This is a genomic window from Ruegeria sp. AI2, assembly GCF_056541275.1.
On record NZ_JBQFYB010000003.1, the window covers coordinates 216,146 to 240,162 of the forward strand.

Below are 24,017 nucleotides of genomic sequence, written 5' to 3' on the forward strand. Positions count from 1 at the left end.
CGCCAAAACGGGGGCCTTGGCAAGACGCAATTCAGCGCTCAGCGCAAAACCGGAGCGGCCGCCAGCGCCGCCTTGGCTTGTTTGAGGCTGTCCAGAAACCGCTCCGCACGCACAATCCGTGCTTCGACCTCGTCAATCCGGTCCTGCAAAAACGCCTCGCCGTCAAAGCTGTCGGGATCGGCGGCTTCCAACTGCCCCAGCAACATGACCAGTTCTGCAATGCTGATGCCTGCCGCCTGTGCATCGGCAACTTGCTCCAGCGTGATCAGCGCGTCTTCGGGATAGTCGCGGTAGCTGTTGGTGTTGTCCGGACCCGGGCCTGACCGGATCAACCCCTGCCGTTCATAAAACCTCAGCGTGTCGCGGCTCAGCCCGCTGCGCCGCGCAAGTTCCCCGATCCGCATGTTTCAAAACCGTTGACTCAACTCCATGGTTTTGATCCTATGTCAGACAGTCATTCTCTGCAAGGACAAGCATCATGGGTCCCAAATGCCAAAGTTGCGGCATGCCGCTGTCAAAAGATCCTCAGGGCGGCGGGTCCCAAGCTGACGGCGGGCGCAGCACGCGTTACTGCTCGCTGTGTTACGAAAACGGTGCGTTCCGCCACCCCGACGCTTCGCTGGAAGAGTTTCAGTCTCATTGCGTCGATGCCCTCGTCGCAAAAGGCATGCCCCGCATCCTTGCCTGGGCTTTCACCCGCGGTATGGGCAAGCTCGACCGCTGGCGCTCGGCGGGATGATCCGGCGGCAATTTTGACCCTGCGGCAATAATAGGGTTTTCAGGCTGTCTTTTCACGTCTATAGAGCGGCCATGATCAAACGCGCACATATCCAGCTGCTCCGACGCCGACGCCTCTCTGCGTAATCGGCCTGTTTGATCCCATGTGCCTGCCAAATTGGCACAAATCTCACCAAATCTGTTGACGAACCGGGCTTTCGTGTATCACTCACGAGGCTCAAACGACCCGAAAAGGATGATCCAATGATCCCGTCCGTTCTGCCGACCTATAACCGCGCGCCCCTGTCATTTGTAAAGGGCGAAGGCGCCTGGCTGACCGAGGCGGATGGCCGACGTTTTCTGGACCTCGGCGCAGGGATCGCGGTGAACGCGCTGGGCCACGCCCATCCGGCGCTGGTGGCCGCCCTGACGGAACAGGCCCATGCGCTGTGGCATGTCTCGAACCTCTACAACATCCCGCAACAGCAGGCACTGGCAGACAAGCTGGTCGAACACACCTTTGCGGATACGGTATTCTTTACGAATTCCGGTACCGAAGCCTGTGAACTGGCCGTGAAAATGGCCCGCAAGTATTTCTATGACAAAGACCAGCCCGAACGGGTTGAGATCATCACCTTCGATGGTTCCTTCCATGGCCGGTCGTCGGCGGGCATCGCAGCGGCCGGCTCCGAGAAGATGACCAAAGGCTTTGGCCCGCTTTTGCCGGGCTTTGTCCACGTCACCTTTGGCGATCTCGACGGTGTCACCGACGCCATCACGGAAAATACCGCAGCCATCCTGATCGAACCGATTCAGGGCGAAGGTGGCATCCGCCCCGTACCCGATGCCGAACTCAAGGCCCTGCGTGCCATTTGCGACGAACACGGTCTGCTGCTGATCCTTGACGAGGTGCAATGCGGCGTCGGTCGGACCGGCAGGCTCTTCGCCCATGAATGGGCGGGGATCACCCCGGATATCATGATGGTCGCCAAAGGCATCGGCGGTGGTTTCCCCCTCGGCGCTGTGCTGGCAACCGAAGACGCGGCGTCCGGCATGACTGCAGGCACGCATGGCTCCACCTATGGCGGCAACCCGCTGGGCTGCGCCGTGGGCTGTGCGGTGATCGATCAGGTCGCCACACCCGCCTTTCTCGAAGGTGTCAACCGCAAGGCTGGCCTGTTGCGCCAGAAACTCGAAGGCCTGGTCGCCGATCACCCCGAGGTCTTCGAAGAGGTGCGCGGATCGGGCCTGATGCTCGGCCTGAAATGCAAGGCGCCAAATATAGATGTGGTCAATGCGTGCTATGACAATCTGGTCATCACCGTCCCCGCCGCCGACAACGTCATCCGCCTGCTGCCCCCCCTGACCCTGACCGAGGATGACATCGCCCAGGCCATGATCCGCCTCGAAAAGGCCGCCAATCAGATCGAAACCCAGCTCGCAACTGCCTGAGCTTCATCTTTTCCCAAATACTCCGGGGGTGTGGGGGCTGGCCCCCACCGCCCGACTAGCCAAAAGCGAAGCGATATGAACCATTTTCTCGACATCCACAAAACCGATGCCACCGCGCTGCGGTCCATGATCGATCAGGCGGGCGCGATGAAACAGGCGCGTCTGGGCCGTCCCAAGGCCGCCCCTGACGACGAACAGCCGCTGAAAGACCGTATGGTCGCGCTGATCTTCGAAAAGCCCTCGACCCGGACGCGTGTGTCCTTTGACGTGGGAGTGCGCCAGATGGGTGGCCAGACCATGGTGCTGTCGGGCAAGGACATGCAGCTGGGTCACGGTGAAACCATTGCCGATACCGCCCGTGTGCTGTCGCGCTATGTCGACATGATCATGATCCGCACCTTCGATGAAACCATCCTGACCGAGATGGCCGAATATTCCGACGTGCCCGTCATCAACGGCCTGACCGACCGCACCCATCCCTGCCAGATCATGGCCGATGTTTTGACGTTCGAGGAACACCGCGGCCCCATTGCGGGCAAGAAAGTGGTCTGGACCGGCGATGGCAACAATGTCTGCGCTTCCTTCCTGCACGCCGCCGGTCAGTTCGGCTTCGATCTGACCTTCTCCGGCCCGGCCCAGCTTGACCCCGAAGAAGAATTCATGGGGTTTGCCCGCCAGAAGGGGTCCAGAGTCGTCGTCGAACGGGACCCGCACAAAGCGGTCGAGGGCGCCGATCTGGTGGTGGCCGACACCTGGGTTTCGATGCATGACAGCCAATCCGCCAAGGAACGCCGCCACAACATGCTGCGCCCCTATCAGGTCAACGCGGAACTCATGTCACATGCCAAACCCGACGCGCTGTTCATGCACTGTCTGCCCGCGCATCGTGAGGAAGAAGCAACCTCCGAGGTCATGGACGGCCCGAACTCGGTCATCTTCGATGAGGCCGAAAACCGCCTGCACGCACAAAAGGCCGTAATGCGCTGGTGTCTTGGCGTTTAGGATCATCATGCAGTTTCGAGAGGGCCATCAGGCTCTCTCATGACCCCCGGAGCACTGAATGCCTCACGTAACGCTGGAATTCTCCAAATCTCTGGACGACACCCATGATTTCCAGATGATTTGCGAGCGGCTGCACGCCGTTCTCGCAAAACATGATGAAATCGACGCCTCAGCGCTCAAGATCCGCGCTGCGCCGATTGCCTATTCCTACATCGGAACGCAACCGCAGACCTTCGTGCATGCCACGCTGCTATTGATGCGTGGCCGCGATGAGCCCACGCGGGCCGAGCTTAACGCCATCATTCTGGACGTTCTGGCCCAGACCTTGCCCGAGGTCGGCAGCATCACCGTGCAGGATGTCGAGATGACTCGCGCCACCTATGCAAAGCGGCTGGCAGGTTGACGCGGACCCGGCAGCGTGCCTCGGGGGTTTAACGCCGTTGCACCTCCCAAATCCGCAACCTGGCGAGTGTTCCCACGCTCACCAATACCACCAGCGCGCACAGAGCGACCTTGGTCATCGTCTCCATCGTACCTTCGATCAGCAGAGCGTGAATAACGCTACCCAAAATGGTTACCATGGCCAGTCCTGCATGGCCCAAGCGCCAGACCCGAAACCGCAAGTTTAGTCGCTGCCGAAAAATCCCCATTGCCGCTGCCGCAAATCCCGCCCAAATGGCGATGACCCCCCATGTCGAAAAAGGTGTTGCAGACACGAACAACAACGCGTCCACCACATCAGGCGGGCTTGTAATCCACAAGCCGGTCACATGGATCATAATGCTTGCAACAAGGGCCAAGCCACACCGCCTGTGCCAATGGCGGCTGTTGACCGGAGAAAGTCCGAGCAGCCAGCGCACGGCCAGCAAGGGTTGCAGCAGAAGAAGACACATCCCGATGATGCCTGCAAACCCGGCGACGATGTAAATCGGCTCTCGCCACGCCAGATAGGGGCTGAAAGCCGCTGCGACGACCGGCACCAGAAGTGCGGCGATCAATGCCGCCCAGATCGCAACGCGCTTTAACACCTGTCAGACAGGTTGCAGCACGAAATGTGCAGCAAGGGTTTTGTCCTTCGCGCTCGACATCACAGGGCGCAGGAACACAGTCTCAAATTCACCGCTGTCATAGGCCAGATGCCCGTGCGGTTGACCAAAAGCAGGCACAATCTGAGGCATTTCCAACCGGAACTCTCCGTTCGCATCGGTTAGTGTCGCCCCATGGCTGCGCTGGTCACGTTCATGCCCTTCGGTCGTGTGGGCCCATATCTGGATGCGCTGGCCGGGCAGGGGGGCTCCGTCGCCCGCACGCCGCACGGTGCCGGTCATCCAGAACCCGCCACCGCCGATGCGCTCCACGATCGGCGCACCGGGCCTGTAATTGTTCGACCCGCCCCGCATCGACGGTGTCGGCGCAAGACCGGCGGCGTGCGCAGGTGTGATAAAACCGGCCATACCGGCTGCAATTGTACCAATCCCGGTCGCAACAAGCTTGCGGCGGTTGATTTCAAGTCGGGCCATTGCATCCACTCCTGTCGGTTGAATCCCATCTTCGACTGGCTTCCCTGAACCGGCGACACCCGATGTCTAAAGATAGCACGATTGTTCATGATTCCGAGAGTCGCGAAGGAGCAAACCAAATACACCCTTCCACACGTTTGTGAGTATCTGCAAATCGTTCCGTGCGCTTCACGATCATTGTGCAATAATGCACTTTTCATGCGACACTTTCCCAATACCTTGAGTATGGGCGAACATGAGCCCGTCTCGCAGGACCAATAAAAGGAGATCAGGATTGAGTTGGAACCCCACCTATGACCCCGAATGCGCCTCCGAAAAAAATGCGCTGGAAACGCTCATCATTCCCCGCGCCCGCGATCTGGGCGGGTTCGAGGTGCGCCGCGCGCTGCCCTCGGTCAAACGTCAACTGGTTGGCCCATTCATCTTCTTCGATCAGGTCGGCCCGGCAGAATTCGTCACCGAAGGCGGCATTGATGTGCGTCCGCACCCGCATATCGGGCTGGGAACCGTCACTTACCTCTATCAGGGCGAATTCGAACATCGCGACAGCCTCGGCACTCACCAGATGATTTACCCCGGCGAGGTCAACTGGATGGTTGCGGGCCGTGGCGTGACCCATTCCGAGCGCACCAGCGAAGAAACGCGCGGCAAAGGCCACAAGCTGTTCGGCATTCAGACCTGGCTTGCCCTGCCCGAAGCGCAGGAGGATATGGCCCCCGAGTTCGAACACCACAAGCAAGGCGCGCTGCCCCATATCCAAGACAAGGGCGTCAGCGCACGGCTGATCCTCGGCAACGCTTATGGCGAAACCAGCCCCGTGACGATGCTGTCCGAGACCTTCTATCTGGATGTTCAGCTTGCCCCCGGCGCGTCCTTCCCGCTGCCCGACGACCACGAGGATCGCGGTGTCTATGTCACGCAAGGATCGATCGAGATTGCAGGCGACATGTTCGACGAAGGCCGCATGATGGTGTTCCGCCCCGGTGACAGGCTATCGGCCCGGGCAGGCCCGCAGGGCGCGCGGCTGATGCTGCTGGGCGGCGCGACCCTGAATAAGGATCGCTATATCTGGTGGAACTTCGTCTCATCCTCGAAAGAAAAGATCGAGACGGCGATTCATGAGTGGAAAAGCGCCGATTGGGTCAATGGCGCCTTCCACCTTCCGACAGGGGATGACCGCGAGTTTATCGCCATTTCAGAACAGTTTGAGCGTACTAAGCCTCGGCTGGCCCGCCCGCGTACGGCGTCGGGGCCGGGTGGGCTTGTGTAACCGTCCGTTTGCGGTGATCCTTTCTGGTATACCAGAGGGGGTATCATGAAACTTGTCATCGCAGGCGCGGGCAGCATCGGCTGCTACTGCGGCGGTTTACTGGCCCGCTCAGGGCACGCGGTGACCTTGCTGGGGCGTGCCCGTGTACTGGACCCCATACGCGAACATGGGCTGACGGTCACGGATTACGATGACCTCAATGCCCATGTTGCGGCGGAAGCCCTGACACTCAGCACCGATCCTGCCTGCCTGGATCAGGCCGAGCTGGTCATTGTCACCGTCAAATCCGGGGCGACGGCGGATATGGCCGGTCATATCGCGGACGCCGCCTGTCGGGACGCGCCCGTCCTGTCCTGGCAAAACGGGATCGAGAATGCGGCAACCCTGCGCAAGGCGCTGCCCGGTCGGGATGTGCGCGCGGGTATGGTCCCCTTCAACGTGGTCCCGAACGGCTCCGCCACCTATCACCGGGCCACATCAGGCGAAATTGTCATCCAGAACGGCCCTGGCGATCTGGCCACCGCCCTCAGCAGCCCGGACCTGCCCGTTATCGCAACTGACCGGATTGAGGCGGTGCAATGGGGCAAGCTGGTGATCAATCTGAACAATGCGCTGAACGCGCTGTCGGGCCAGCCGCTTGTGGATCAGCTGCTCAGCCGTGACTGGCGCAACCTCATGGCCGACCAGATGGCCGAGGCGCTGTTGGTTCTCAAGGCAGCCGGGCATCCGGTGGCCTCGACAACGCCGCTTCCGGCGTGGATGATGCCGCATATCCTGCGCCTGCCGACACCTTTGTTCAGCCGGATCGCAGCGCGGATGCTCACCATTGATCCCGCCGCCCGAACCTCGATGGCCTATGACCTGATGGCCGAGCGGCAAACGGAAATTGACAGCCTTCAGGGCCATATCATTCGGCTGGGGCATGAAACCGGGGTGCCCACCCCCCTTTGCACAAAAGTGTCAGACCTGATCAAGCACGCGCCAGATCATCCGTTGTCCCCGGAACAGATCAGGCTCTGATCGCGGTCGTCAGACGAATCTGGTCAATGTCCAGAAAATCACGGCCGACATGGCGGCTGCGGCAGGCACGGTCACGACCCAGGCCGCAACGATCGTCATGAAATGCGACCGCCGCACCAGCTTGCGCCGCCGGTATTCTTCCGGGGCCAGCTTCTGCGCTGTCGCGTTTCGCCCATTGTTCTGTTTCCGCCTGCGATCCGACTGCCACTCACGATAGAACCCGACGCCGAAAATTGCGCCAACGGCGATATGCGTGGAACTGACCGGCAGGCCCAGCCAGCTGGCGACAATGACCGTGATCGCCGCTGACAGCGCCACGCAAAACGCCCGCATCGGGTTCAGCTTGGTGATCTGGCTGCCGACCATCCGGATCAGCTTGGGCCCGAACAGGAACAGGCCGAACGATATCCCGAACGCGCCGATGATCATCACCCATAGCGGGATGGAAACCTTTTGGGCGAAATCCCCGAACTCTGCCGCGTGGACAATCGCCGCCAGGGGGCCGACCGCGTTGGCCACGTCATTGGCGCCGTGGGCAAAGCTCAGAAACGCGGCCGATATCACCAATGGCAGGCCAAACAGGGTTTTCAGCGACCGGGTCCGGTTCTCCAGCCCCTCGGACTTGCGACGCACCCAGGGAACCGTCAGCGCCCAGACCAGCACACCGCTGCCCAGACCGATCAGCAGCGCCATCTGCAGATCAATCTTGACGATCCGCTTCAGACCCTTGACCGACAGGTAGGTGGCGAACGCTGCCGCCATCACCGCCACAAGGATCGGCACCCAACGCCGCGCGGCGGCGATCTTGTCGTCCTGATACTGGATCTTGGTCTTGATCAGCGCCAGGAATGCCGCCGCAATGACGCCCCCAAGAACCGGAGAGATCACCCAGCTGGCCGCAATCGCGCCCATCGTGCCCCAGCTCACCGCGCTCAGACCGGCAGCGGCAATCCCCGCGCCCATGACCCCGCCCACAACCGAATGCGTTGTCGACACCGGCGCACCGATCCAGGTCGCCAGATTGACCCACATGGCGGACGAGATCAGCGCCGCCATCATGGCCCAGATGAACACGTTACTGTTCTGCACCGAGGCCGGGTCGATGATCCCCTTCGAGATGGTCGAGACCACATCGCCTCCCGCAAGCAACGCGCCCGCGCTTTCGGCAACGGCGGCAATCACGATGGCACCGCCCATGGTCAGCGCGTTCGCACCCACCGCGGGGCCCATGTTGTTGGCGACGTCATTGGCGCCGATATTGATCGCCATATAGGCCCCGAACGCGGCCGCAGCCACGACGACATAGGTGCCGTCGGCCCGACCGAACAGCACCGCCGCCATCAATCCGGCAAGCACCATGAACGCCAGTGCAATTCCCGGCGCCAGCAGCGGGCGGGCGACGTGAAGATTGGCGATTTCTACGCGCGAGATGCGTTGCAGGTCGCTGTCAAGCGACTGCCAGCGCGGTTTTGAATTTGTGTCAGACATGGGCTTGGTCAAAGATTGGCAGATCGCCCGCAGCTAACGGTTTCCCGGTTCAGGGGCAAGCGCGCAGCCATCAAATTGTTGCGAAACGGCTACATCTGTCGCAGCAGCGCCTGCAACTCGGGCTCCTGAACCCGTTTGGCGGCTTCTGCCGGTGAAAACCACTGACGTTTGCGCTTGTCCACTTCGGGAAAATCATCCGCCAGCTCGTGCACGGAAACCCGGTAGACACGGGTCAGGACCGACTGTGCCGACCCGCCCTTGAAGATCTTGTCATAGGTGAATTGGCCGACGGGCTCCTTGTCGACCGCTTCTGCGCGCACGCCAGCCTCTTCCCATGCCTCCAGCAGGGCCGTCTCCAACCCGTCCAGACCATTGACAGGCCAGCCTTTCGGGATGATCCAGCGCCCGGTTTCGCGGCTGGTGATCAGCAGAACCTCGTCCCGATCCTCATGCCTGCGTGTACACAGGGCCGCAAACTGCACCCGTTGAGGGCGCAGGAACAAGGGGCGTCCGACCTCTTCCCAGATATTTCGCAGCCAAGCACTCATGTGATGTTCTTCAAATCCTGTTTCTGTCTTCGAAACCTGTGTGACGTAACAACAATAATGCCAGACTTCAATGAAATGTCCGCTTATTTCTGATTATGACCGGATTTTCGGTCAATTTACTGTGATTTGTGAGATTTCGCGCAACAGCCCCGAAAGCCCGAGCCGCTTGCCGGAAGCGACGCAGTAATGGGTCTAATCCCGCCTGCGTTTGGCCCTCAGCGTCGGGTCGGCCTGTGTCGGGTCTTCGGGCCAGAGGTGTTTGGGGTATTGCGCCCGCATATCCTTGCGCACATCCGCATAAGACCCGGCCCAGAACCCCGGCAGATCGCGGGTAATCTGGATCGGGCGCTGCGCCGGGGACAGCAGGGTGATCTTCAGGGGCTGTCCGCCGACCACCGGATGCCGGGTCACGCCGAACAGCTCCTGCAACCGAACCGATATTTCGGGGACCGCCGCGCCATAGTCGATCGGCACCTTTCGCCCCAGCGGTGTTTCAAACGATCCCGGCGCGCGGCGGTCCAGCTCCTGGGTCTGGGTCCAGTCCAACCGCGCGCGCAAGGCGGGCAGCAGGTCGAACCGTTTCCAGTCCTCTGCGCTTTTGACACCGGACAGCATCGGCAACAGCCAGTCGTCCAGCTCGGCCATAAGACCTTCGACCGAAAAGTCGGGCAGGTCCACCCCGTCGGCACGCACCAGTTCCACCCGCGCGGCCAGCCGTGCGGCGGCCCCGTCCAGCCGCAACCCCAGATCGCGCACCCCGTCCAGCATCGCGCGCGCCAAGGCGTCGTCCGGGACATCCTTCCAGATGCGGTCGTCCAGCGTGATCGCCCCGAACCGCTCCTGCTGCCGGGACACGACCCGCCGTTCGCGTTTCGACCAGGTGCAAACCTCGACCCAATCGATCTGATCGGCGAACAGTTCGCGGATCTCGCGTTCCGAAATCTGGGTGGCCATCCGCACCTTTGCCTCGCGCGGGTTGCCATCGGTGTCAGTGACAACCAGAAAAGGCGCGGCGGCCAGCGAATCGCCGCTGTCCAGCACGACACCCTTACCCCCCGACAACACATAACGCGGCGCATCGCCCTTGCGCCGCTGTCCGATACGGTCGGGATAGGCGAGGGCGGCCATGGCAGCAGCGCTCAGATCATCCGTCTTGCTTCCGGCCTGTTTCCTCAACCGCTTGGCCTCGGCGTTGATCCGATCCACGGCCCCCAAGTTCACCTGCCAGACCCGGTTGCGCTGAAAGGTGCGCACATCCCGCAGTGCCTCTTGCCGCAAGGCGATATCCACCGGCGCGCCGCGCAGGGGGTCGCGCTCGGCCATCAAGGCGGCCAAAGGCGCGGCACTCGGTCCGGCCCGCACCAGCATATGCCCCAGCCGGGGATGCAACGGCAGCGCCGCCAGCGCCCGCCCGTGTTCGGTGATCCGCCCCTTGCTGTCCAGCGCGCCCAGCATCGCCAGAAGGGCACGCGCCTCGGCCATCGCGCCTTCGGGTGGCGGGGTCAGAAAGGCCAGATCGGCGGCATCCGCGCCCCACAGCGCCAGCTCCAGCGCCAGCCCGGTCAAATCGGCGGCTTCAATCTCGGCAGGCGGGTACGCGGCCAGCGCGCCATCCTCCCCCTTTGACCACAGCCGGTAACACAGCCCCTCGGCCACACGGCCCGCACGACCTGCGCGTTGCGTGGCCTCGGCCCGTGTTACCCGCTCGGTCACCAGCCGGGACATGCCCGAGCCCGGATCGAACCGCGCCCGCCGTGCTTGCCCCATATCCACCACCACCCGGATATCGGGGATCGTCAGCGAGGTTTCGGCAATCGACGTCGCCAGCACCACCTTGCGCCCGGTCTCAACCGGGGCAATCGCCGCGCGCTGGGCCGCAAAGGGCATGGCCCCGAACAGCGGGCGCACCGTGCAACTGGCGGGCAGGCGTCCGGTCAAGGCTGCCTCAGCCCGCCGGATTTCACCCTCACCGGGCAGAAACACCAACATCCCGCCACCGGTGGCGCAGGTCTCGCGCTCGGCCTCAACGACCAGATCGACCAATGCATCCAGCCGCCGCGCCTGTGGCCCCAATGGCCGATCCAGCCAGCGCATTTCGACGGGATAACTCCGCCCTTCCGACGTAACCAGCGGCGCAGCCATCAGGCGCCCCACCGGGTCTGCGTCCAGCGTGGCCGACATGGCCAGCAGAATCAGATCGTCCCGCAACGCGCCCGTGACCTCAAGGCACAGCGCCAACCCCAGATCCGCGTTGAGTGAGCGTTCGTGGAATTCATCAAAGATCACCGCGCCGATGCCCGGCAGGTCAGGGTCCGATTGCAGCATCCGGGTCAGAATGCCCTCGGTCACCACCTCGATCCTTGTGTCTTTTGACACTTTCGCGTCGCCCCGCACGCGATAGCCAACACTCTGGCCTGCGCGCTCTCCCAGTGTCTCTGCCATCCGCTCTGCCGCGGCCCGTGCAGCCAGTCGCCGGGGCTCCAGCATCACGATCCTGCCGCCGCACAGACCCGCCTCCAGCATCGCCAGCGGAACCCGCGTGGTCTTGCCCGCACCGGGCGGTGCTTGCAGCACGGCCCGCCCCTGCGCGCGCAGGGTGTCCAGCAGGCCGGGTATGGCATCGTCTATGGGCAGGCGTAGGGTCATCCGGCCCTTATCCGCGATCCCGCAGGTGGCGTCCAGTTTCCGCGCTCACATCAGCAAATCGCCCCGCACGAAATGACGCAGGCTGCGCGATCTTCGCACTTCCTGCCGCCTCCGGTCTGGACAAACACCCCCCAAGCACGGCAACTGTTCCTGCCTCTAGGATCGGGACAAGAATGCAGACAGACAGCCTGAGCGACAGAATTCTGAAGGGCGAGCGTCGGGCGCTGGCGCGTGCGATCACCCTTGTTGAAAGCAACCGCGCCGATCACCGGGCACAGGCCAGCGACCTTCTGGCACAGCTTGCCGGTTCGGGCCGTCAGGCGCTGCGCATCGGCCTGTCCGGCACGCCCGGCGTGGGCAAGTCCACCTTCATCGAAAGCTTTGGCATGATGCTGACCGGGCAGGGGCTGCGCGTCGCGGTTCTAGCGGTCGACCCCAGCTCGGCCCGCTCGGGTGGCTCGATCCTGGGCGACAAGACCCGGATGGAACGCCTGAGCCGCGAGCAGAACGCCTTCATCCGTCCCTCTCCCAGCCAGAGCCACCTTGGCGGGGTCGCCCGCCGCACCCGCGAGGCCATCGCCCTGTGCGAGGCCGCAGGCTATGACGTGGTGCTGATCGAAACCGTGGGCGTGGGGCAGTCGGAAACGGTGGTGTCCGAACTGTCTGACCTGTTTCTGCTGCTGCTGGCCCCGGCGGGCGGGGACGAGTTGCAGGGCGTCAAACGCGGCATCATGGAAATGGCCGATATCATTCTGGTCAACAAGGCCGATGGCGACCTGAAAGCGACCGCCACCCGCACCTGCGCGGATTATGCCGGCGCACTGCGGCTGCTGCGCAAACGCCCACAGGACCCCGAAGGCTTCCCCAAGGCGATGACCGTTTCCGCCGTCGAAGAACACGGGCTGGAACAGGCCTGGGACGAAATGCAAACCCTGACCCAATGGCGCCGCGACACAGGTATCTGGGAGGCCAACCGCGCTGCCCAGGCCCGCTACTGGTTCGATCAGGAGGTCCGCCACGCCCTTCTCGCCCGCCTCGACACACCGCAGGCCCGCGCCGAGATGGAGCGCCTGAACGACGAAGTCTCGCAAGGGCGACTCAGCCCGGCGGTCGCTGCCGGTCAGCTTCTGGACACGCTCGGCTAAAGGGCCGTCATAGACGTTTCACCTTTTGCCAAATACTCTCGCCAACGGCATGGCCCGTCCGGGCCATTCCTGCGTGGCAGGCAAAATGAAAGATTTCGCGCGGCCCGTCTTGACCCTCCGTGCGATTCCCACTACACGCATCCAACCAGTTTTCGGGCGCGACTTCGGGTTGCGCCCCTTGTGATTTGGCCGCGGGTATCCAGCCCGGCCTCCAGAAACAAAGGAAGAAACCATGTCGCGCCGTTGCGAACTGACCGGAAAAGGCCCGATGACTGGCAACAATGTCAGCCACGCCAAAAACAGAACTCGTCGTCGTTTTCTGCCGAACCTGAACGACGTTACCCTGCAGTCCGAAACTCTGGGCCGTGGCGTCAAGCTGCGCATCTCGGCGGCTGCGCTGCGTTCGGTTGACCACCGCGGTGGTCTGGACGCGTTCCTGGCTAAAGCCAAGGATGATGAGCTGTCGGCAAACGCTCTGAAAGTGAAGAAAGAAATCGCCAAGGCGCAAGCTTCGGCCTAAGGTCTTTCAACCAACAGAATTTCAGGCCCTGCACCCTCTCGGTGCGGGGCCTTTTCTGTTGGGCCAGCCCCTTTCGGCCCTCATTGTTCTCAATCTGGAACTAATTTTTCGCCATTGGTGAACTTCTTCACATACAGGATTGCGAATCTGACCTAACGTCACTGTCATTCATCAGGCGGGGGCCACATTATGACGTTAAAAAGTTTTTATCTTTTCCTGTTTCTGGCCGCGGTATTCCGCAAGGCGATTGCGACCTGCACACGGATGCAGCGCTGGGTGAACCGGTCCCATACCAGCTTCACCACAGACAGGGTGAAAAGACCCGGACTGGATTATTGAAAAACAGCTTCAAGCGCGACCCTTTGGCGCTTGAAGCTTTTCCCGCTGCTGACCTATAGCTGGGTCAGGATGAGACCTGTTGTTACCAGATTTCTGCCTTATGCGCTGTCCCTGCTACTGGTTCTGACCGGGCAGGGGCTGGCCATGTCGCGCGGCATGGACAATGCCGTGGGCCAGATGGTGCTGTGTACGGGCACCGGCCCGGTCGTCGTCTATATGGACGAAAACGGGCAACCGACTGCACCGCCGCATTATTGCCCGGACTACGCGATATCCCTGCTGGGGGCCGTTGCAGTTGCCGAACCGGCACTGCCAGCCGCACCGGAACAGGCGCAGCCGTCACCGCTGCGGCATCTGGGCAACCAGATCGCCCTGCCGGTTCCCGCAACCCCGGCCCGCGCGCCTCCTGTCAGCGTTTGAAACCCACCCTTTTCAAACCTTTATACAGGAGAGGCGCGATGTCCCTCAAAACCACTCTGCTTGCAACTCTGGCCGCCGTGTCGCTGGCCATCCCCGCCTTTGCCGAAGGCCCCATCACGGTTGACGACGCCTATGCCCGGTCCTCGGGCAAGACCGCCATCGCCGGAGCCGCGTTCATGATGATCCACAATCAGGGCGACGCCGATGACCGGCTGATCGGTGTAACCTCGGACGCGGCAGCGCGCGTGGAATTGCACACCCACAAGGTCGATGAAAACGGCGTGGCCAAGATGGTGCATGTCGAAGAAGGCTTTGCCATTCCGGCCGGTGAAACCCACATGCTGAAACGTGGCGGCGACCATGTGATGTTCATGGGGCTGACGGCCCCGTTCGAACAGGACGCCATGGTGCCGGTCACGCTGATCTTTGAAAAGGCAGGCGAGGTCGAGATCGAGATCCCCGTGGATCTGGAGCGTCAGGACAAAGGCGGCCACGGATCACATTCGAACTAGGGCAGCGCCTGTCTTCCGGCCGCGCTGCGGCCCTCATCCATGCGTCAGGCCGGGCTTTGCCCGGCCTGTTTTCCATGCGGCTGCGGACAGTGCTATTTGTTGATGGTTTTCATACCGACACGGTCACCGGCCTGGCGGAATCGGGACGCCAGCCAGAACATGACCGCGGCAATGGCCAGTGCCGAAAAGGCGATGCCCCATCCAAGTGCAACAAGCGCGACCGCCGGCCAGATCATCAAAACAAGCCCGACCACAAGCGCGACAAAACCCGAGGCGCGCATGGAGCCGCGTTGAGGGTCTCTCTCGTGCATTTGCCCAGATGCCGCCAGCGAACCGATCCCGATAATCAGCGCCCATGCGCCCATGAGGAAAAAGGCCAGTTTGACCGTGCCTTCCGGCCAGATCAGCAGGACAAGCCCGATCAGAAGCGCACCGATTGCAGCGCCGCCCATTACCCCGCGACGCCCAACGCCCAAAAGTGTCAGGCCACCATCGAGGATCAGCAGCACGCCAACCAGCCGCAGCAGCAACGCGATGCTGCCAGACGGCCAGAACAGCGCTGCAATACCGACAAGCCCGGCCAATACTCCGCGCAGCAGAAAGGTCCACCACAGGCTGGAAAGCTGCTCTCCCAGCATGTCGCGCCCGGCCATGCTGCCTTCATCCAGAATTTCACCGGTCCGGGGGTCCTGATCCGTCATGTCTTGTCCTCCAGTCGTTTCGGGGCATTCTAACCGAATTAAGCGAGTGTTGTCTGTACTTTAACTATGCGGCGCAAGCAGGTGCCCGACCCATCGCGGAACTGTCTGGGTCGCTTTGCCGACAACTCTTTCATCAAACCCGGATGCGCCCGGCGACGGTTCCAGATTGATCTCGATCGTCCGAGCGCCCGCCGCTTGTGCTTCGTGCACGAACGCTGCTGCCGGATAAACCTGACCCGAGGTGCCAATGGCGGCAAAAAGCCACGCGCTGCTCAGGTGGTCATAAATCTCGTCCATGAAATAGGGCATTTCACCAAACCAGACCACATCGGGCCGGGCCGTGGGCCGCGCACAGGCGGGGCAGGATTCTCCAACCGCCATTTCGGGCGGGGCAGTCCAGCGATGGCCACAGGCTGAACACAGCGCGCCCGCCAAAGTTCCGTGCATGTGGATGACATCCTTTGCGCCGCCCGCCTCGTGCAGGCTGTCCACGTTCTGGGTTACGATCACGACGTCTCCGGGCCAGTCCCGTTGCAGCCGGGCCAGTGCTTCATGTGCGGCATTGGGTTGAACTTTGGAGGCCTGAACCCGCCGCGCATTGTAAAACCCTTGAACCAGTGCGGGGTCGCGGGCGAATCCTTCCGGTGTGGCGACATCTTCGATGCGGTGCTGGGCCCACAATCCACCCTCATCGCGAAAGGTGCTCAACCCGCTTTCGGCGGATATACCGGCCCCGGTCAGAATCACGATCTTTTCCATTTCTCCTCCGCGCGGTACAGCTTGGTGCATGTCACACCGTATCCTCTTTGTCTGCCTGGGCAATATTTGCCGCTCGCCTGCGGCAGAGGGCGTTTTTCGCGCCCGCGCGCCGCATCACGTAACCGATAGTGCCGGAACCATGGGCTGGCATGCGGGGAAACCGCCCTATGGACCGATGCAGACCGCGGCGAGACGCCGTGGCATCGACCTGGACGATCTGCGGGCCCGAAGCTTCACGGCTGCCGATTTCAACCGGTTCGACCTGATCATCGGCATGGATGACCAAAACATCGCCGATATCGAAGATCTGCGCCCGCCGGGTAACGGCACGCCGGTTCGCCTGCTGACGGATTTCGCCCCTCAGACCGGTGTCGATCATGTACCCGATCCGTATTACACGCGGGATTTCGACGGTGCTCTGGACCTGATCGAAGCAGCGGTTGACGGGCTTGCCGCCCATCTGGACACCTAGCCGCCGGTCACCCGCAACTGGCCACTCAGCCAGGGCAGCTTGGCAAGCGCCGGGTCCACGATCTGGTTCTGCATCAGACGCCGGGTCATACTCGCAACCTCCTGCGGGACCTGATCGGACCACTCGGTGCGCGCCAGCAGCGATATGTTGCGCGAGAACTCCCCGAACGGGGCAGGGTGCGCCTCCAGCCCCTCATGGAACCGCGCCGCGCGCATGAAGCCCAGCGGCGTCGTGATGGCCCAGCCCAGACCCCGCGCCACCATGGCCATCAGCGCCATGTGCGAGCCGATCTCGAACCGTTCCTCGAACACCTGCGACCGGCGCGCCAGATGCGCCTCGATCTGGCGGCTGATCAGCTGCTCGCGGGCATAGCGCAGAAACGGCAGCCGCTCCTGCACGGCCTCGACGCCCCCCGATCCCTGCGGTGCCACCAGAATGAACGGATCGTGGACCAGCGGGTATTCGACCACCCCCTCCAGCACTTCGCCGCTATGGGCGGTGACCGCCATATGCAGGCGCTGCTCGGCCAGCGCCTCGAACAGATCAAGGCTCGACAGGGTGATCAGCTTGAATTTCGACCGGGTCAGGCTGTCGGCCAGCAAGGTGGCCAGCCGCGGCGTCAGATCATTGTCGAAATCATCGATCAGCCCGATCGACAGCGTGGTCAGATGCCCCAGATCCATGACCGACAGCTCGCTCTGGGCCATGTGCAGCTCGGACAGAACCGCCTCGGCCCGCGCAAGGAAACTGCGCCCCGCCTGCGTCAGCCGCATCGGCCGCCGCCCGTGATCGACCAATTCGGTCCCCAGTGCGTTTTCCAGATTGCGCAATTGCTGCGAAACGGATGGCTGGCTGAGCCCCGTGATCTCGGCAGCCTGCGCCACCGATCCCGTCCGCGCCAATGCCTCGAACACTTCAAGGCCCCGCAGGGTCAGCCCTTTCATTACCATGCAATACACCTTTCGCTGCGCCTTTCTGGGACGCAGCGTGGATCAGGTCAAGCATTCTGAACGGGTTAGCTGCAGATCGCCTGCGCCATCTGGCCAAAGTTCTGGTACCGATCCCACAGCGCATCATCGCGCGCGGATTTCGACATCTTCAACACCTGCGCCTGATGGGGGTCCTTGAACCATTTCGCCACGGTTTTCTGATCACTGCGCGTCAACGCCTGATCCGCCACGCGCTGAATGCAGCTGCACCGGTCCCGCGTCGCCGCCGAGCGGTCCGACGCCATGCACGCCTGCCTGATCTGCGCCGCATCCGCGACCTGAGCCACCGCCGTCAGCGATGCCGCACAAAATGCGATAATGAGGAACTGTTTCATACTCGAGCCTCGTTTTTGCCTGCCCGGACGGGTCTGGCGCCCCTCTCGGTCTGCGGCGGAGTATGAATCAAAGTGGAGTCGGGATCAATTGTTTTGACAGTCAAATCAAACGGTGTTGATTAGCCAAGTAAAGAATCCACACGCCGAGATACATTGGAAGTGAATATGAGCAGTCAAATCAAGAGGTAAGATGACGATCTCTATCAAATCGATTTTTGTGTCAGCGTTGCTTTGTTTGTCGCCAATTGTGGCTTTTTCGGAAGTGCCCTCTTTGCAAGGTCAAGACGCGCCAGAATTCATAGAAGCGGTTCAAGCTTGGTTGAACGGTGACGATTTGGCCGCGTTGCGAAGCCTTTCTGATCAGGCCCAAAATGGAAATGCTGCGGCTCAAATATTACTGGGGAATATTGCAAGTCGAAGTAGTTTTCATGCGCATGTGACGTCCGAAATGGGTCGCAAGGATCGCATAGCTCTGCTGCGAAAACCTGGCGGTCTGTCGGGCAAATCATGGCTAACGGAAGCGCAAAACTCCGAGCCTCTGGCCCTTGCCCTGCTGCAAGTTGCCAAATTAGAGAATAAAGCGCCTGCGATTGCAGTGTTGGTCGAACTTGGTGAACCAATTACCGCGATGCTTGCAGCGCAATCTATGCTCTACGATGGTGAAGGGGCTGATTTGGTTGAGGTTTTACAAGGCCTCGACCACAAACTGCCCCAAGACGCCAGCGTCTTCTTGTTCTGGGCATTGTACCTGCAGAAACATAATTCGGAGGGTTCCAATCTGGGAGGTTCGGCATCGCTCGCTTGGCTTAATACTGGAGATGATCGCTTCTTATCTTCCGAACTAGCTTGGGGCCTATTTACTCCAAGAGAATTGATTAGTGACGCCGGCATCAGGGAAACAGCAACGAAACTTAGCTCAGAGATAGTGGCCTGGACCCCCATTCGTAACTTTTGTAGCAGTTACTGTGTGGATGAGGTCTCAGATTGTACGGTGACTGCTGCTGCGTTGCTCGCCTCACCTTATTCTCCAAGAAGCCCACTACAGAGCTTGATCGCCAATGAACAATATTGGGCGAGTAAACGCATTGAAGGCGACGTTGTTCGCTCAATTGTCGACCTTAGGCATTGGAACTCCGATACCGGTGTAACGTACAATCACTGTTTCATGTCCAACATGCAGAAACTGCAGCAACTACATATGCCTTAGAGCGAAGTGTCGCGCCGTTGCTTTCCAAGTTGAGCCCGATAAAGAAACTTGGGTTGCTCTTCGCTTTTGGGCTCAAAACACAATGATGCCAACTTAGGATTAGCAACTCGTCTTGAACCATTGACCACAGCCCATTTCCGACGCATATCCCCAACCCATGACAGACCTCGCTCATATCCGCAATTTCTCCATCGTCGCGCATATCGACCATGGCAAATCCACCCTTGCTGACCGGCTCATCCAGGAGACCGGGACAGTGCAGGATCGTGACATGAAGGAACAGCTGCTCGACAGCATGGATATCGAGCGCGAGCGTGGCATTACCATCAAGGCCAACACCGTTCGCATCGACTATACCGCCGATAATGGCGAGACATATGTGCTGAACCTGATCGACACCCCCGGCCACGTGGATTTCGCCTATGAGGTCAGCCGGTCGATGCGCGCGGTCGAAGGCTCGCTGCTGGTTGTGGACAGCACCCAAGGGGTCGAGGCGCAGACGCTGGCGAACGTGTATCAAGCCATCGACGCCGATCATGAGATCGTGCCGGTCCTCAACAAGATCGACCTGCCCGCGTCCGACTGTGACCGCGTGGCCGAACAGATCGAGGACGTGATCGGTATCGACGCAAGCGACGCCATTCAGGTCAGCGCCAAGACCGGGCAGGGCATCCACGAAACGCTGGAAGCGATCGTGCACAAACTGCCCGCGCCGCAGGGTACTCTGGACGCGCCGCTCAAGGCGATGCTGGTGGATTCGTGGTACGACGCCTATCTGGGCGTCATTGTTCTGGTTCGCATCATGGACGGCACGCTGAAAAAGGGGATGCGGGTCAAGTTCATGTCGAACGGCACCCTGCACCATGTCGACCGCGTCGGTGTCTTCCGCCCGGAAATGCAGATGATCGACAGCCTCGGCCCGGGTGAGATCGGCTTTCTCACCGCCTCGATCAAGCAGGTCCGCGACACCCGCGTCGGCGACACCATCACCAATGACCGCAATGGCTCCGAAGTCGCGCTGCCGGGCTTCAAACCCGCGCAGCCGGTGGTGTTCTGTGGCCTCTTCCCGGTGGATTCCGCCGAATTCGAAGACCTGCGCGACGCGATCGAGAAGCTGGCGCTGAACGACGCCTCGTTCTCGTATGAGATGGAAACCTCGGCCGCGCTTGGCTTTGGCTTCCGCTGCGGCTTCCTTGGCCTTCTGCACCTCGAGGTCATCCGCGACCGGATCGAGCGTGAATACGATATCGACCTCATCACCACCGCGCCCAGCGTGATCTATCACGTCTACATGAAAGACGGTGAGATGATCGAGCTGCACAACCCCGCCGACATGCCCGACCTGTCCAAGGTCGACCACCTTGAGGAACCGCGTATCAAGGCGACCATTCTGGTGCCCGACGAATATCTCGGCGACGTGCTGAAACTCTGCCAGGACCGCCGCGGCATCCAGATGGACCTGACCTATGCGGGCCAGCGCGCCATGGTCGTCTATGACCTGCCCCTGAACGAGGTCGTCTTTGACTTCTACGACCGCCTGAAATCGGTGACCAAGGGCTATGCCAGCTTTGACTACCAGATGACCGGCTACCGTCAGGACGCGCTGGTCAAGATGTCGATCCTTGTGAATGACGAACCGGTCGATGCGCTGTCGACCATGGTTCACCGCGACCGGGCCGAGATGCGGGGCCGCGCGATGTGCGAAAAGCTCAAGGACCTGATCCCGCGCCACATGTTCAAAATCCCGATCCAGGCCGCGATCGGAGGCAAGGTCATCGCCCGCGAGACCCTGTCCGCCCTGCGCAAGGACGTGACTGCCAAATGCTACGGAGGCGACGCCACCCGGAAACGCAAACTGCTGGACAAGCAGAAGGCGGGTAAGAAAAAAATGCGCCAGTTCGGGAAGGTCGATATCCCGCAGGAGGCGTTTATTTCCGCACTAAAAATGGACTCGTAGTCCATTTTTAGTGCGAGTGCGCGAAAGCGTTTGGCAAAGCCAAACGCGTGCGGCACCCGGTGGGGGCATTGCTTCAAAGATATCGCTGACTAAGACTTGCCGTTCCAAACTCACAGAGTGAGCTTGAGTGAAAGTGCAGACTATGAGAAGTTGTTGAAATGCTAATATTTTAGGCGTTTCCAATGAGTGATTATGATCGGCACTTTAAGCTAACTGAAACACGCGACCATGAAATTGTAATATTCGAAGAACAGTACAAATCTCTTCGCAGAGAAATCCTCGAACGGCAACAGAGACGCTTTTTTATTGTTGCCGGTGCTGCGTTAGGAATACCAAGCGTTTCAGGTTTGAAAATTTCTGGCGTAATGGAAGGAGCATTTCTGTATATTGTTCCGTTAGTTGTTGTCGCGATGTCATTCTTGTTTGTCATTGAAGTAAACGGCATTGCAAGAGCCGGACGTTTTATTGAATTGCGTATCGAAAATCGGTTCAAGAACGTCGCAGGCTGGGAGCACTACCTGAAGGACTTAAAAGCCGCAAACGAGCTGACGCCTTCCGTCGTGAAGGTCGCAAACTCAAGCTTTTTGATCTTGATGGCGGTTTATTTTCTATTCTCGTCTTTAGTTTCCGCATCCAGACTTTGGTATCGAGAAGTTGGAGATGAGGGAGGTTTTTTTGAGGCAGCTCAGACCAATGGCGCATTTTGGTCCGTGACATATTTGGTGTTCATGTTAGCGGTGTTTGCTGCTTGGATTTATGAGATGTGGCCACATTTGAAGTTTTCAGCTGAAACTCAAAAGTGATTTGTTCAAGCGCTCGAAAACTAATTACTCTTCCCGACCGGCGGCACCGCCGGGCCGCGTCATGCTGAAAGCATGCCTCCGGCATGACCCGCCCGTCGAACCGAAGGTTCGCCTTTGGCGAAACAAACCAAAGGTTTGCCTCCGGCAAAACGGGCGGCGCGTTTGCGCCTCTCTTCGGTTCCATCGACCACCCGTAGGGCGGGCTTCAGCCCGCCAATCCTCCACTCCCCCATTTCCCCGACCCCAATCCACCGCGCGTGGACGGGCTGTATCCGGTGGCGGGCTGAAGCCCGCCCTACGGGGTGGGGTTGGTTGGGCGGTTGCGTCCTTGGGGCTTTGGCCGTTCGCGGCCCTTGGGTCTGCGGGTCAACCGCCTGACCCGCACCTCACCCGCGCGGCACCAGATGCAACCATTGCATCGGAAAACCGCGACCTTCGGACAGGATCGGCCATTTGAAATCATCCCCCAACCGGATGATCTCATCCATCTCGGACGTGTCGCGCACGCTTCCGTCCACATAGGCGATATCAAAATACCCGGCGCAGAACGCTTCGATCGCTTTCAGTTTCGCATCGCCATCCTCCACCATCTGGGGGTGCAGTTCGATCAGAAACTCCGATCTGCGGAAATGCGACAGAAAATCTTCGGTCAACAGGCGGAATTCGACGCCCTCGATATCGATCAGAAAGAAGATGTCCGCCGGGTCGGGGGCCACGCTTGCGATGTTTTCAACCGTGTCTGTCAGCGCATCCCCAAACACCGTCACCCGGTCGCCCACGCCGTTATGTTCCGCCGTTTCCCGGATGACATCCCGGCCTTTTGCCGAAACCTCAAAGCAAACGCTTTTTTCAAACTGCCCGGCGGCCACCAGCCCGACGCCCCAGAAGCCGTCCGCCGCCCCGATATCCACCAGCACCGGCTTGTCCGAGCTGCTCAGCACCTTCAGGTTCTGCTGCTCATACAGGCCAAAGATTTTCGTGGCCGTATCCGAATGCCCGCCCCAGAACGCGTTTTCGACAAAGCGAAACCCCTTCATCGGCCCGCACAGCACCTGTCCGCGGCTTTGTTCCAGCACGAACAGCGAAAACTCGTTGCGGAACCTGCGCACAATGCTCTTGAACTCTCGATGTTGTCGCTTTGGAAATCGCATCTTGTGTTTAGGGCTTTTCATGTTGGATCGGACGCCCCGGATGAGGGCAGTGGCCTGAAACCCCTGTTTAAGTTGTGGCGCGCGGTGTTGGAAGGAAAAACGCAATGCGCAATACCGGGCAGGGTGGGGATTTCTTCTTGTCCACCTTTCCCGCGCATAAACCCTTGATGAAGTTTCCTTCACGCAGGTTGCAACCGCCGCGCGCGCATCCAATCTCAATAACAGGCCAGCACGGCCCGCACCCCATAGGACGGTGCCGATCATCAGATCAGAGAATTCCGTAGCCTGCGCACCGGGACTGTTTTCGACCCCGTTCCGGCCCGTCAGGTGAACCGAAGCGTTTCCGGCCCGGTCGGGTTGTTAAGGGGTATGAGCCGCCGTTGCTCACGGATTGCGGCGGAGGGGGTGTTGGTACCACCGCCGTGCCGGAACGCTTCTCAGAAACGGAACCAGCGTCTCCATCGTGCGGAGACAGGCCGGGCGGCCACTTCACCGCCTGCGACAGGATCCAGACCGCCCCGCGCAAGAATGCGGCGTTCCTCGGCGCGGGTCATCTGGATCTCGCGGACCTTCAGCGCGGCCTCGCGCGCGGTGACATAGCGGCCGTCCGGTCCCGGCTCCATACCGGGGATGTTGCGCCCTTTCGACCACATCCCCCGCAGCCCCGACAGCGGGTGCTTCCACCCGATCTCCTCATCATCCTGCAACTGCCAGATCCGGTTGGCCTCGGTCATCGAGACCAGCGCAGCCAGCGGCTTGCCGTGCCGGGTCAGGATGATCACCTCACGCGGGTCCTGGGCACGGGTGATCAGCGGCCCCAGATGGGCGCGGGCATAGGAAATGGTGCAGCGCATCGGCGAATCTCCGTCTGTACGATTCGTAAGATTGGCGGTCCGAGCGTTGTACAAATCGCACAATTTTGGCCTAACGGGCCGCGCGGAGCGTTTTGCACCCGCAGCATCGCCCGGATTTCGGGGATCAGGATTATGTCCGGATTTTTCCGCCCTCAACCCTTCGCGGGATGGGCATTTCTCAGGTTATCCA

Annotated in this window: 27 protein-coding genes; 15 read left to right on the top strand and 12 right to left on the bottom strand. The window is 60.7% G+C overall.

Features of this window, described 5'->3' with window-relative positions; translation table 11 throughout:
* Positions 1–38 precede the first annotated feature (38 nt).
* A complete protein-coding gene (locus ACR0LL_RS09900; RefSeq protein ID WP_480586237.1) occupies positions 39–404 on the bottom strand; it encodes a MerR family transcriptional regulator in 366 nt (121 codons plus the stop codon).
* A gap of 74 nt (positions 405–478) precedes the next feature.
* On the opposite strand from ACR0LL_RS09900, the gene ACR0LL_RS09905 reads away from it, so the two are divergent.
* The 4 genes from ACR0LL_RS09905 to ACR0LL_RS09920 all read left to right on the top strand — a co-directional run bounded on the left by ACR0LL_RS09905 (position 479) and on the right by ACR0LL_RS09920 (position 3,574).
* Positions 479–739 carry a zinc ribbon domain-containing protein gene (locus ACR0LL_RS09905; protein WP_480586240.1) on the top strand — a complete coding sequence of 87 codons (261 nt, stop codon included), beginning with the start codon at positions 479–481 and terminating at the stop codon, positions 737–739.
* 242 nt (positions 740–981) lie between these two features.
* The gene (locus ACR0LL_RS09910; RefSeq protein WP_480586242.1) at positions 982–2,169 is read left to right on the top strand and encodes an acetylornithine transaminase; all 1,188 of its coding nucleotides are present in this window, start codon (positions 982–984) and stop codon (positions 2,167–2,169) included.
* A 75-nt stretch (positions 2,170–2,244) separates the two neighbouring features.
* Positions 2,245–3,171: an ornithine carbamoyltransferase gene (gene argF, locus ACR0LL_RS09915; protein WP_480586244.1), complete on the top strand. Its 927-nt coding sequence runs from the start codon at positions 2,245–2,247 to the stop codon at positions 3,169–3,171.
* Positions 3,172–3,229: 58 nt separating this feature from the next.
* On the top strand, positions 3,230–3,574 hold the full coding sequence (locus tag ACR0LL_RS09920; RefSeq protein WP_480586247.1) for a 5-carboxymethyl-2-hydroxymuconate Delta-isomerase: 345 nt from the start codon (positions 3,230–3,232) through the stop codon (positions 3,572–3,574).
* 28 nt (positions 3,575–3,602) lie between these two features.
* Here ACR0LL_RS09920 and ACR0LL_RS09925 read toward each other — a convergent pair whose 3' ends face one another.
* A complete protein-coding gene (locus ACR0LL_RS09925) occupies positions 3,603–4,199 on the bottom strand; it encodes a ferric reductase-like transmembrane domain-containing protein (RefSeq protein ID WP_480586250.1) in 597 nt (198 codons plus the stop codon).
* A 3-nt stretch (positions 4,200–4,202) separates the two neighbouring features.
* A complete protein-coding gene (locus tag ACR0LL_RS09930) occupies positions 4,203–4,691 on the bottom strand; it encodes a twin-arginine translocation pathway signal (RefSeq protein WP_480586252.1) in 489 nt (162 codons plus the stop codon).
* Between the two features lie 274 nt (positions 4,692–4,965).
* Between ACR0LL_RS09930 and ACR0LL_RS09935 the strand changes: the two genes are divergently transcribed.
* Positions 4,966–5,961 carry a pirin family protein gene (locus ACR0LL_RS09935; protein WP_480586254.1) on the top strand — a complete coding sequence of 332 codons (996 nt, stop codon included), beginning with the start codon at positions 4,966–4,968 and terminating at the stop codon, positions 5,959–5,961.
* A 45-nt stretch (positions 5,962–6,006) separates the two neighbouring features.
* Positions 6,007–6,981 (top strand): 2-dehydropantoate 2-reductase, encoded by a 975-nt coding sequence (locus tag ACR0LL_RS09940; RefSeq protein WP_480586255.1) that lies wholly within the window; start codon positions 6,007–6,009, stop codon positions 6,979–6,981.
* Between the two features lie 9 nt (positions 6,982–6,990).
* Here the strand turns inward: ACR0LL_RS09940 and ACR0LL_RS09945 are convergent, their stop codons facing one another.
* The 3 genes from ACR0LL_RS09945 to hrpB all read right to left on the bottom strand — a co-directional run bounded on the left by ACR0LL_RS09945 (position 6,991) and on the right by hrpB (position 11,663).
* Entirely contained in the window at positions 6,991–8,469 is a 1,479-nt protein-coding gene (locus tag ACR0LL_RS09945) for an inorganic phosphate transporter (RefSeq protein WP_480586257.1), read from the bottom strand.
* Between the two features lie 89 nt (positions 8,470–8,558).
* Positions 8,559–9,017: an NUDIX hydrolase gene (locus tag ACR0LL_RS09950; RefSeq protein ID WP_480586259.1), complete on the bottom strand. Its 459-nt coding sequence runs from the start codon at positions 9,015–9,017 to the stop codon at positions 8,559–8,561.
* Positions 9,018–9,209: 192 nt separating this feature from the next.
* Positions 9,210–11,663, bottom strand: coding sequence for an ATP-dependent helicase HrpB (gene hrpB / locus ACR0LL_RS09955; protein WP_480586260.1), 2,454 nt, complete (start codon positions 11,661–11,663; stop codon positions 9,210–9,212).
* A gap of 173 nt (positions 11,664–11,836) precedes the next feature.
* On the opposite strand from hrpB, the gene meaB reads away from it, so the two are divergent.
* From meaB to ACR0LL_RS09980, 5 genes are all read left to right on the top strand, one after another.
* Positions 11,837–12,808, top strand: coding sequence for a methylmalonyl Co-A mutase-associated GTPase MeaB (gene meaB, locus ACR0LL_RS09960; RefSeq protein ID WP_209598140.1), 972 nt, complete (start codon positions 11,837–11,839; stop codon positions 12,806–12,808).
* Positions 12,809–13,040: 232 nt separating this feature from the next.
* On the top strand, positions 13,041–13,328 hold the full coding sequence (rpmB, locus tag ACR0LL_RS09965; protein ID WP_008756960.1) for a 50S ribosomal protein L28: 288 nt from the start codon (positions 13,041–13,043) through the stop codon (positions 13,326–13,328).
* Between the two features lie 189 nt (positions 13,329–13,517).
* Complete coding sequence (locus ACR0LL_RS09970; protein ID WP_480484525.1) at positions 13,518–13,667, top strand: hypothetical protein; 150 nt, start codon at positions 13,518–13,520, stop codon at positions 13,665–13,667.
* Between the two features lie 30 nt (positions 13,668–13,697).
* Complete coding sequence (locus tag ACR0LL_RS09975; protein WP_480586263.1) at positions 13,698–14,087, top strand: hypothetical protein; 390 nt, start codon at positions 13,698–13,700, stop codon at positions 14,085–14,087.
* 38 nt (positions 14,088–14,125) lie between these two features.
* Entirely contained in the window at positions 14,126–14,599 is a 474-nt protein-coding gene (locus tag ACR0LL_RS09980) for a copper chaperone PCu(A)C (RefSeq protein WP_480586266.1), read from the top strand.
* A 92-nt stretch (positions 14,600–14,691) separates the two neighbouring features.
* Here the strand turns inward: ACR0LL_RS09980 and ACR0LL_RS09985 are convergent, their stop codons facing one another.
* Both ACR0LL_RS09985 and ACR0LL_RS09990 read right to left on the bottom strand, forming a co-directional pair.
* Positions 14,692–15,300 (bottom strand): HdeD family acid-resistance protein, encoded by a 609-nt coding sequence (locus tag ACR0LL_RS09985; RefSeq protein WP_480586270.1) that lies wholly within the window; start codon positions 15,298–15,300, stop codon positions 14,692–14,694.
* Positions 15,301–15,360: 60 nt separating this feature from the next.
* Complete coding sequence (locus tag ACR0LL_RS09990; RefSeq protein WP_480586273.1) at positions 15,361–16,059, bottom strand: NAD-dependent deacylase; 699 nt, start codon at positions 16,057–16,059, stop codon at positions 15,361–15,363.
* 28 nt (positions 16,060–16,087) lie between these two features.
* On the opposite strand from ACR0LL_RS09990, the gene ACR0LL_RS09995 reads away from it, so the two are divergent.
* On the top strand, positions 16,088–16,531 hold the full coding sequence (locus ACR0LL_RS09995; RefSeq protein ID WP_480586276.1) for a low molecular weight protein-tyrosine-phosphatase: 444 nt from the start codon (positions 16,088–16,090) through the stop codon (positions 16,529–16,531).
* Here ACR0LL_RS09995 and ACR0LL_RS10000 read toward each other — a convergent pair.
* Both ACR0LL_RS10000 and ACR0LL_RS10005 read right to left on the bottom strand, forming a co-directional pair.
* Positions 16,528–17,481 (bottom strand): LysR family transcriptional regulator, encoded by a 954-nt coding sequence (locus ACR0LL_RS10000; RefSeq protein WP_480586279.1) that lies wholly within the window; start codon positions 17,479–17,481, stop codon positions 16,528–16,530. The two genes, ACR0LL_RS09995 and ACR0LL_RS10000, sit on opposite strands and share 4 nt — an antisense overlap.
* A 65-nt stretch (positions 17,482–17,546) precedes the next feature.
* The gene (locus ACR0LL_RS10005) at positions 17,547–17,855 is read right to left on the bottom strand and encodes a hypothetical protein (protein ID WP_480473632.1); all 309 of its coding nucleotides are present in this window, start codon (positions 17,853–17,855) and stop codon (positions 17,547–17,549) included.
* Positions 17,856–18,045: 190 nt separating this feature from the next.
* On the opposite strand from ACR0LL_RS10005, the gene ACR0LL_RS10010 reads away from it, so the two are divergent.
* From ACR0LL_RS10010 to ACR0LL_RS10020, 3 genes are all read left to right on the top strand, one after another.
* Positions 18,046–19,062, top strand: coding sequence for a hypothetical protein (locus ACR0LL_RS10010; RefSeq protein ID WP_480586282.1), 1,017 nt, complete (start codon positions 18,046–18,048; stop codon positions 19,060–19,062).
* 157 nt (positions 19,063–19,219) lie between these two features.
* Positions 19,220–21,019, top strand: a complete 1,800-nt coding sequence (lepA, locus tag ACR0LL_RS10015) for a translation elongation factor 4 (RefSeq protein ID WP_480586285.1) — start codon at positions 19,220–19,222, stop codon at positions 21,017–21,019.
* Between the two features lie 182 nt (positions 21,020–21,201).
* Positions 21,202–21,822, top strand: a complete 621-nt coding sequence (locus ACR0LL_RS10020; RefSeq protein ID WP_480586288.1) for a hypothetical protein — start codon at positions 21,202–21,204, stop codon at positions 21,820–21,822.
* Between the two features lie 386 nt (positions 21,823–22,208).
* Here ACR0LL_RS10020 and ACR0LL_RS10025 read toward each other — a convergent pair whose 3' ends face one another.
* Together ACR0LL_RS10025 and ACR0LL_RS10030 are read right to left on the bottom strand one after the other, a co-directional pair.
* Complete coding sequence (locus ACR0LL_RS10025; RefSeq protein WP_480586291.1) at positions 22,209–22,931, bottom strand: hypothetical protein; 723 nt, start codon at positions 22,929–22,931, stop codon at positions 22,209–22,211.
* Between the two features lie 479 nt (positions 22,932–23,410).
* Complete coding sequence (locus ACR0LL_RS10030) at positions 23,411–23,827, bottom strand: type II toxin-antitoxin system Phd/YefM family antitoxin (RefSeq protein ID WP_480586294.1); 417 nt, start codon at positions 23,825–23,827, stop codon at positions 23,411–23,413.
* Positions 23,828–24,017: the final 190 nt, after the last annotated feature.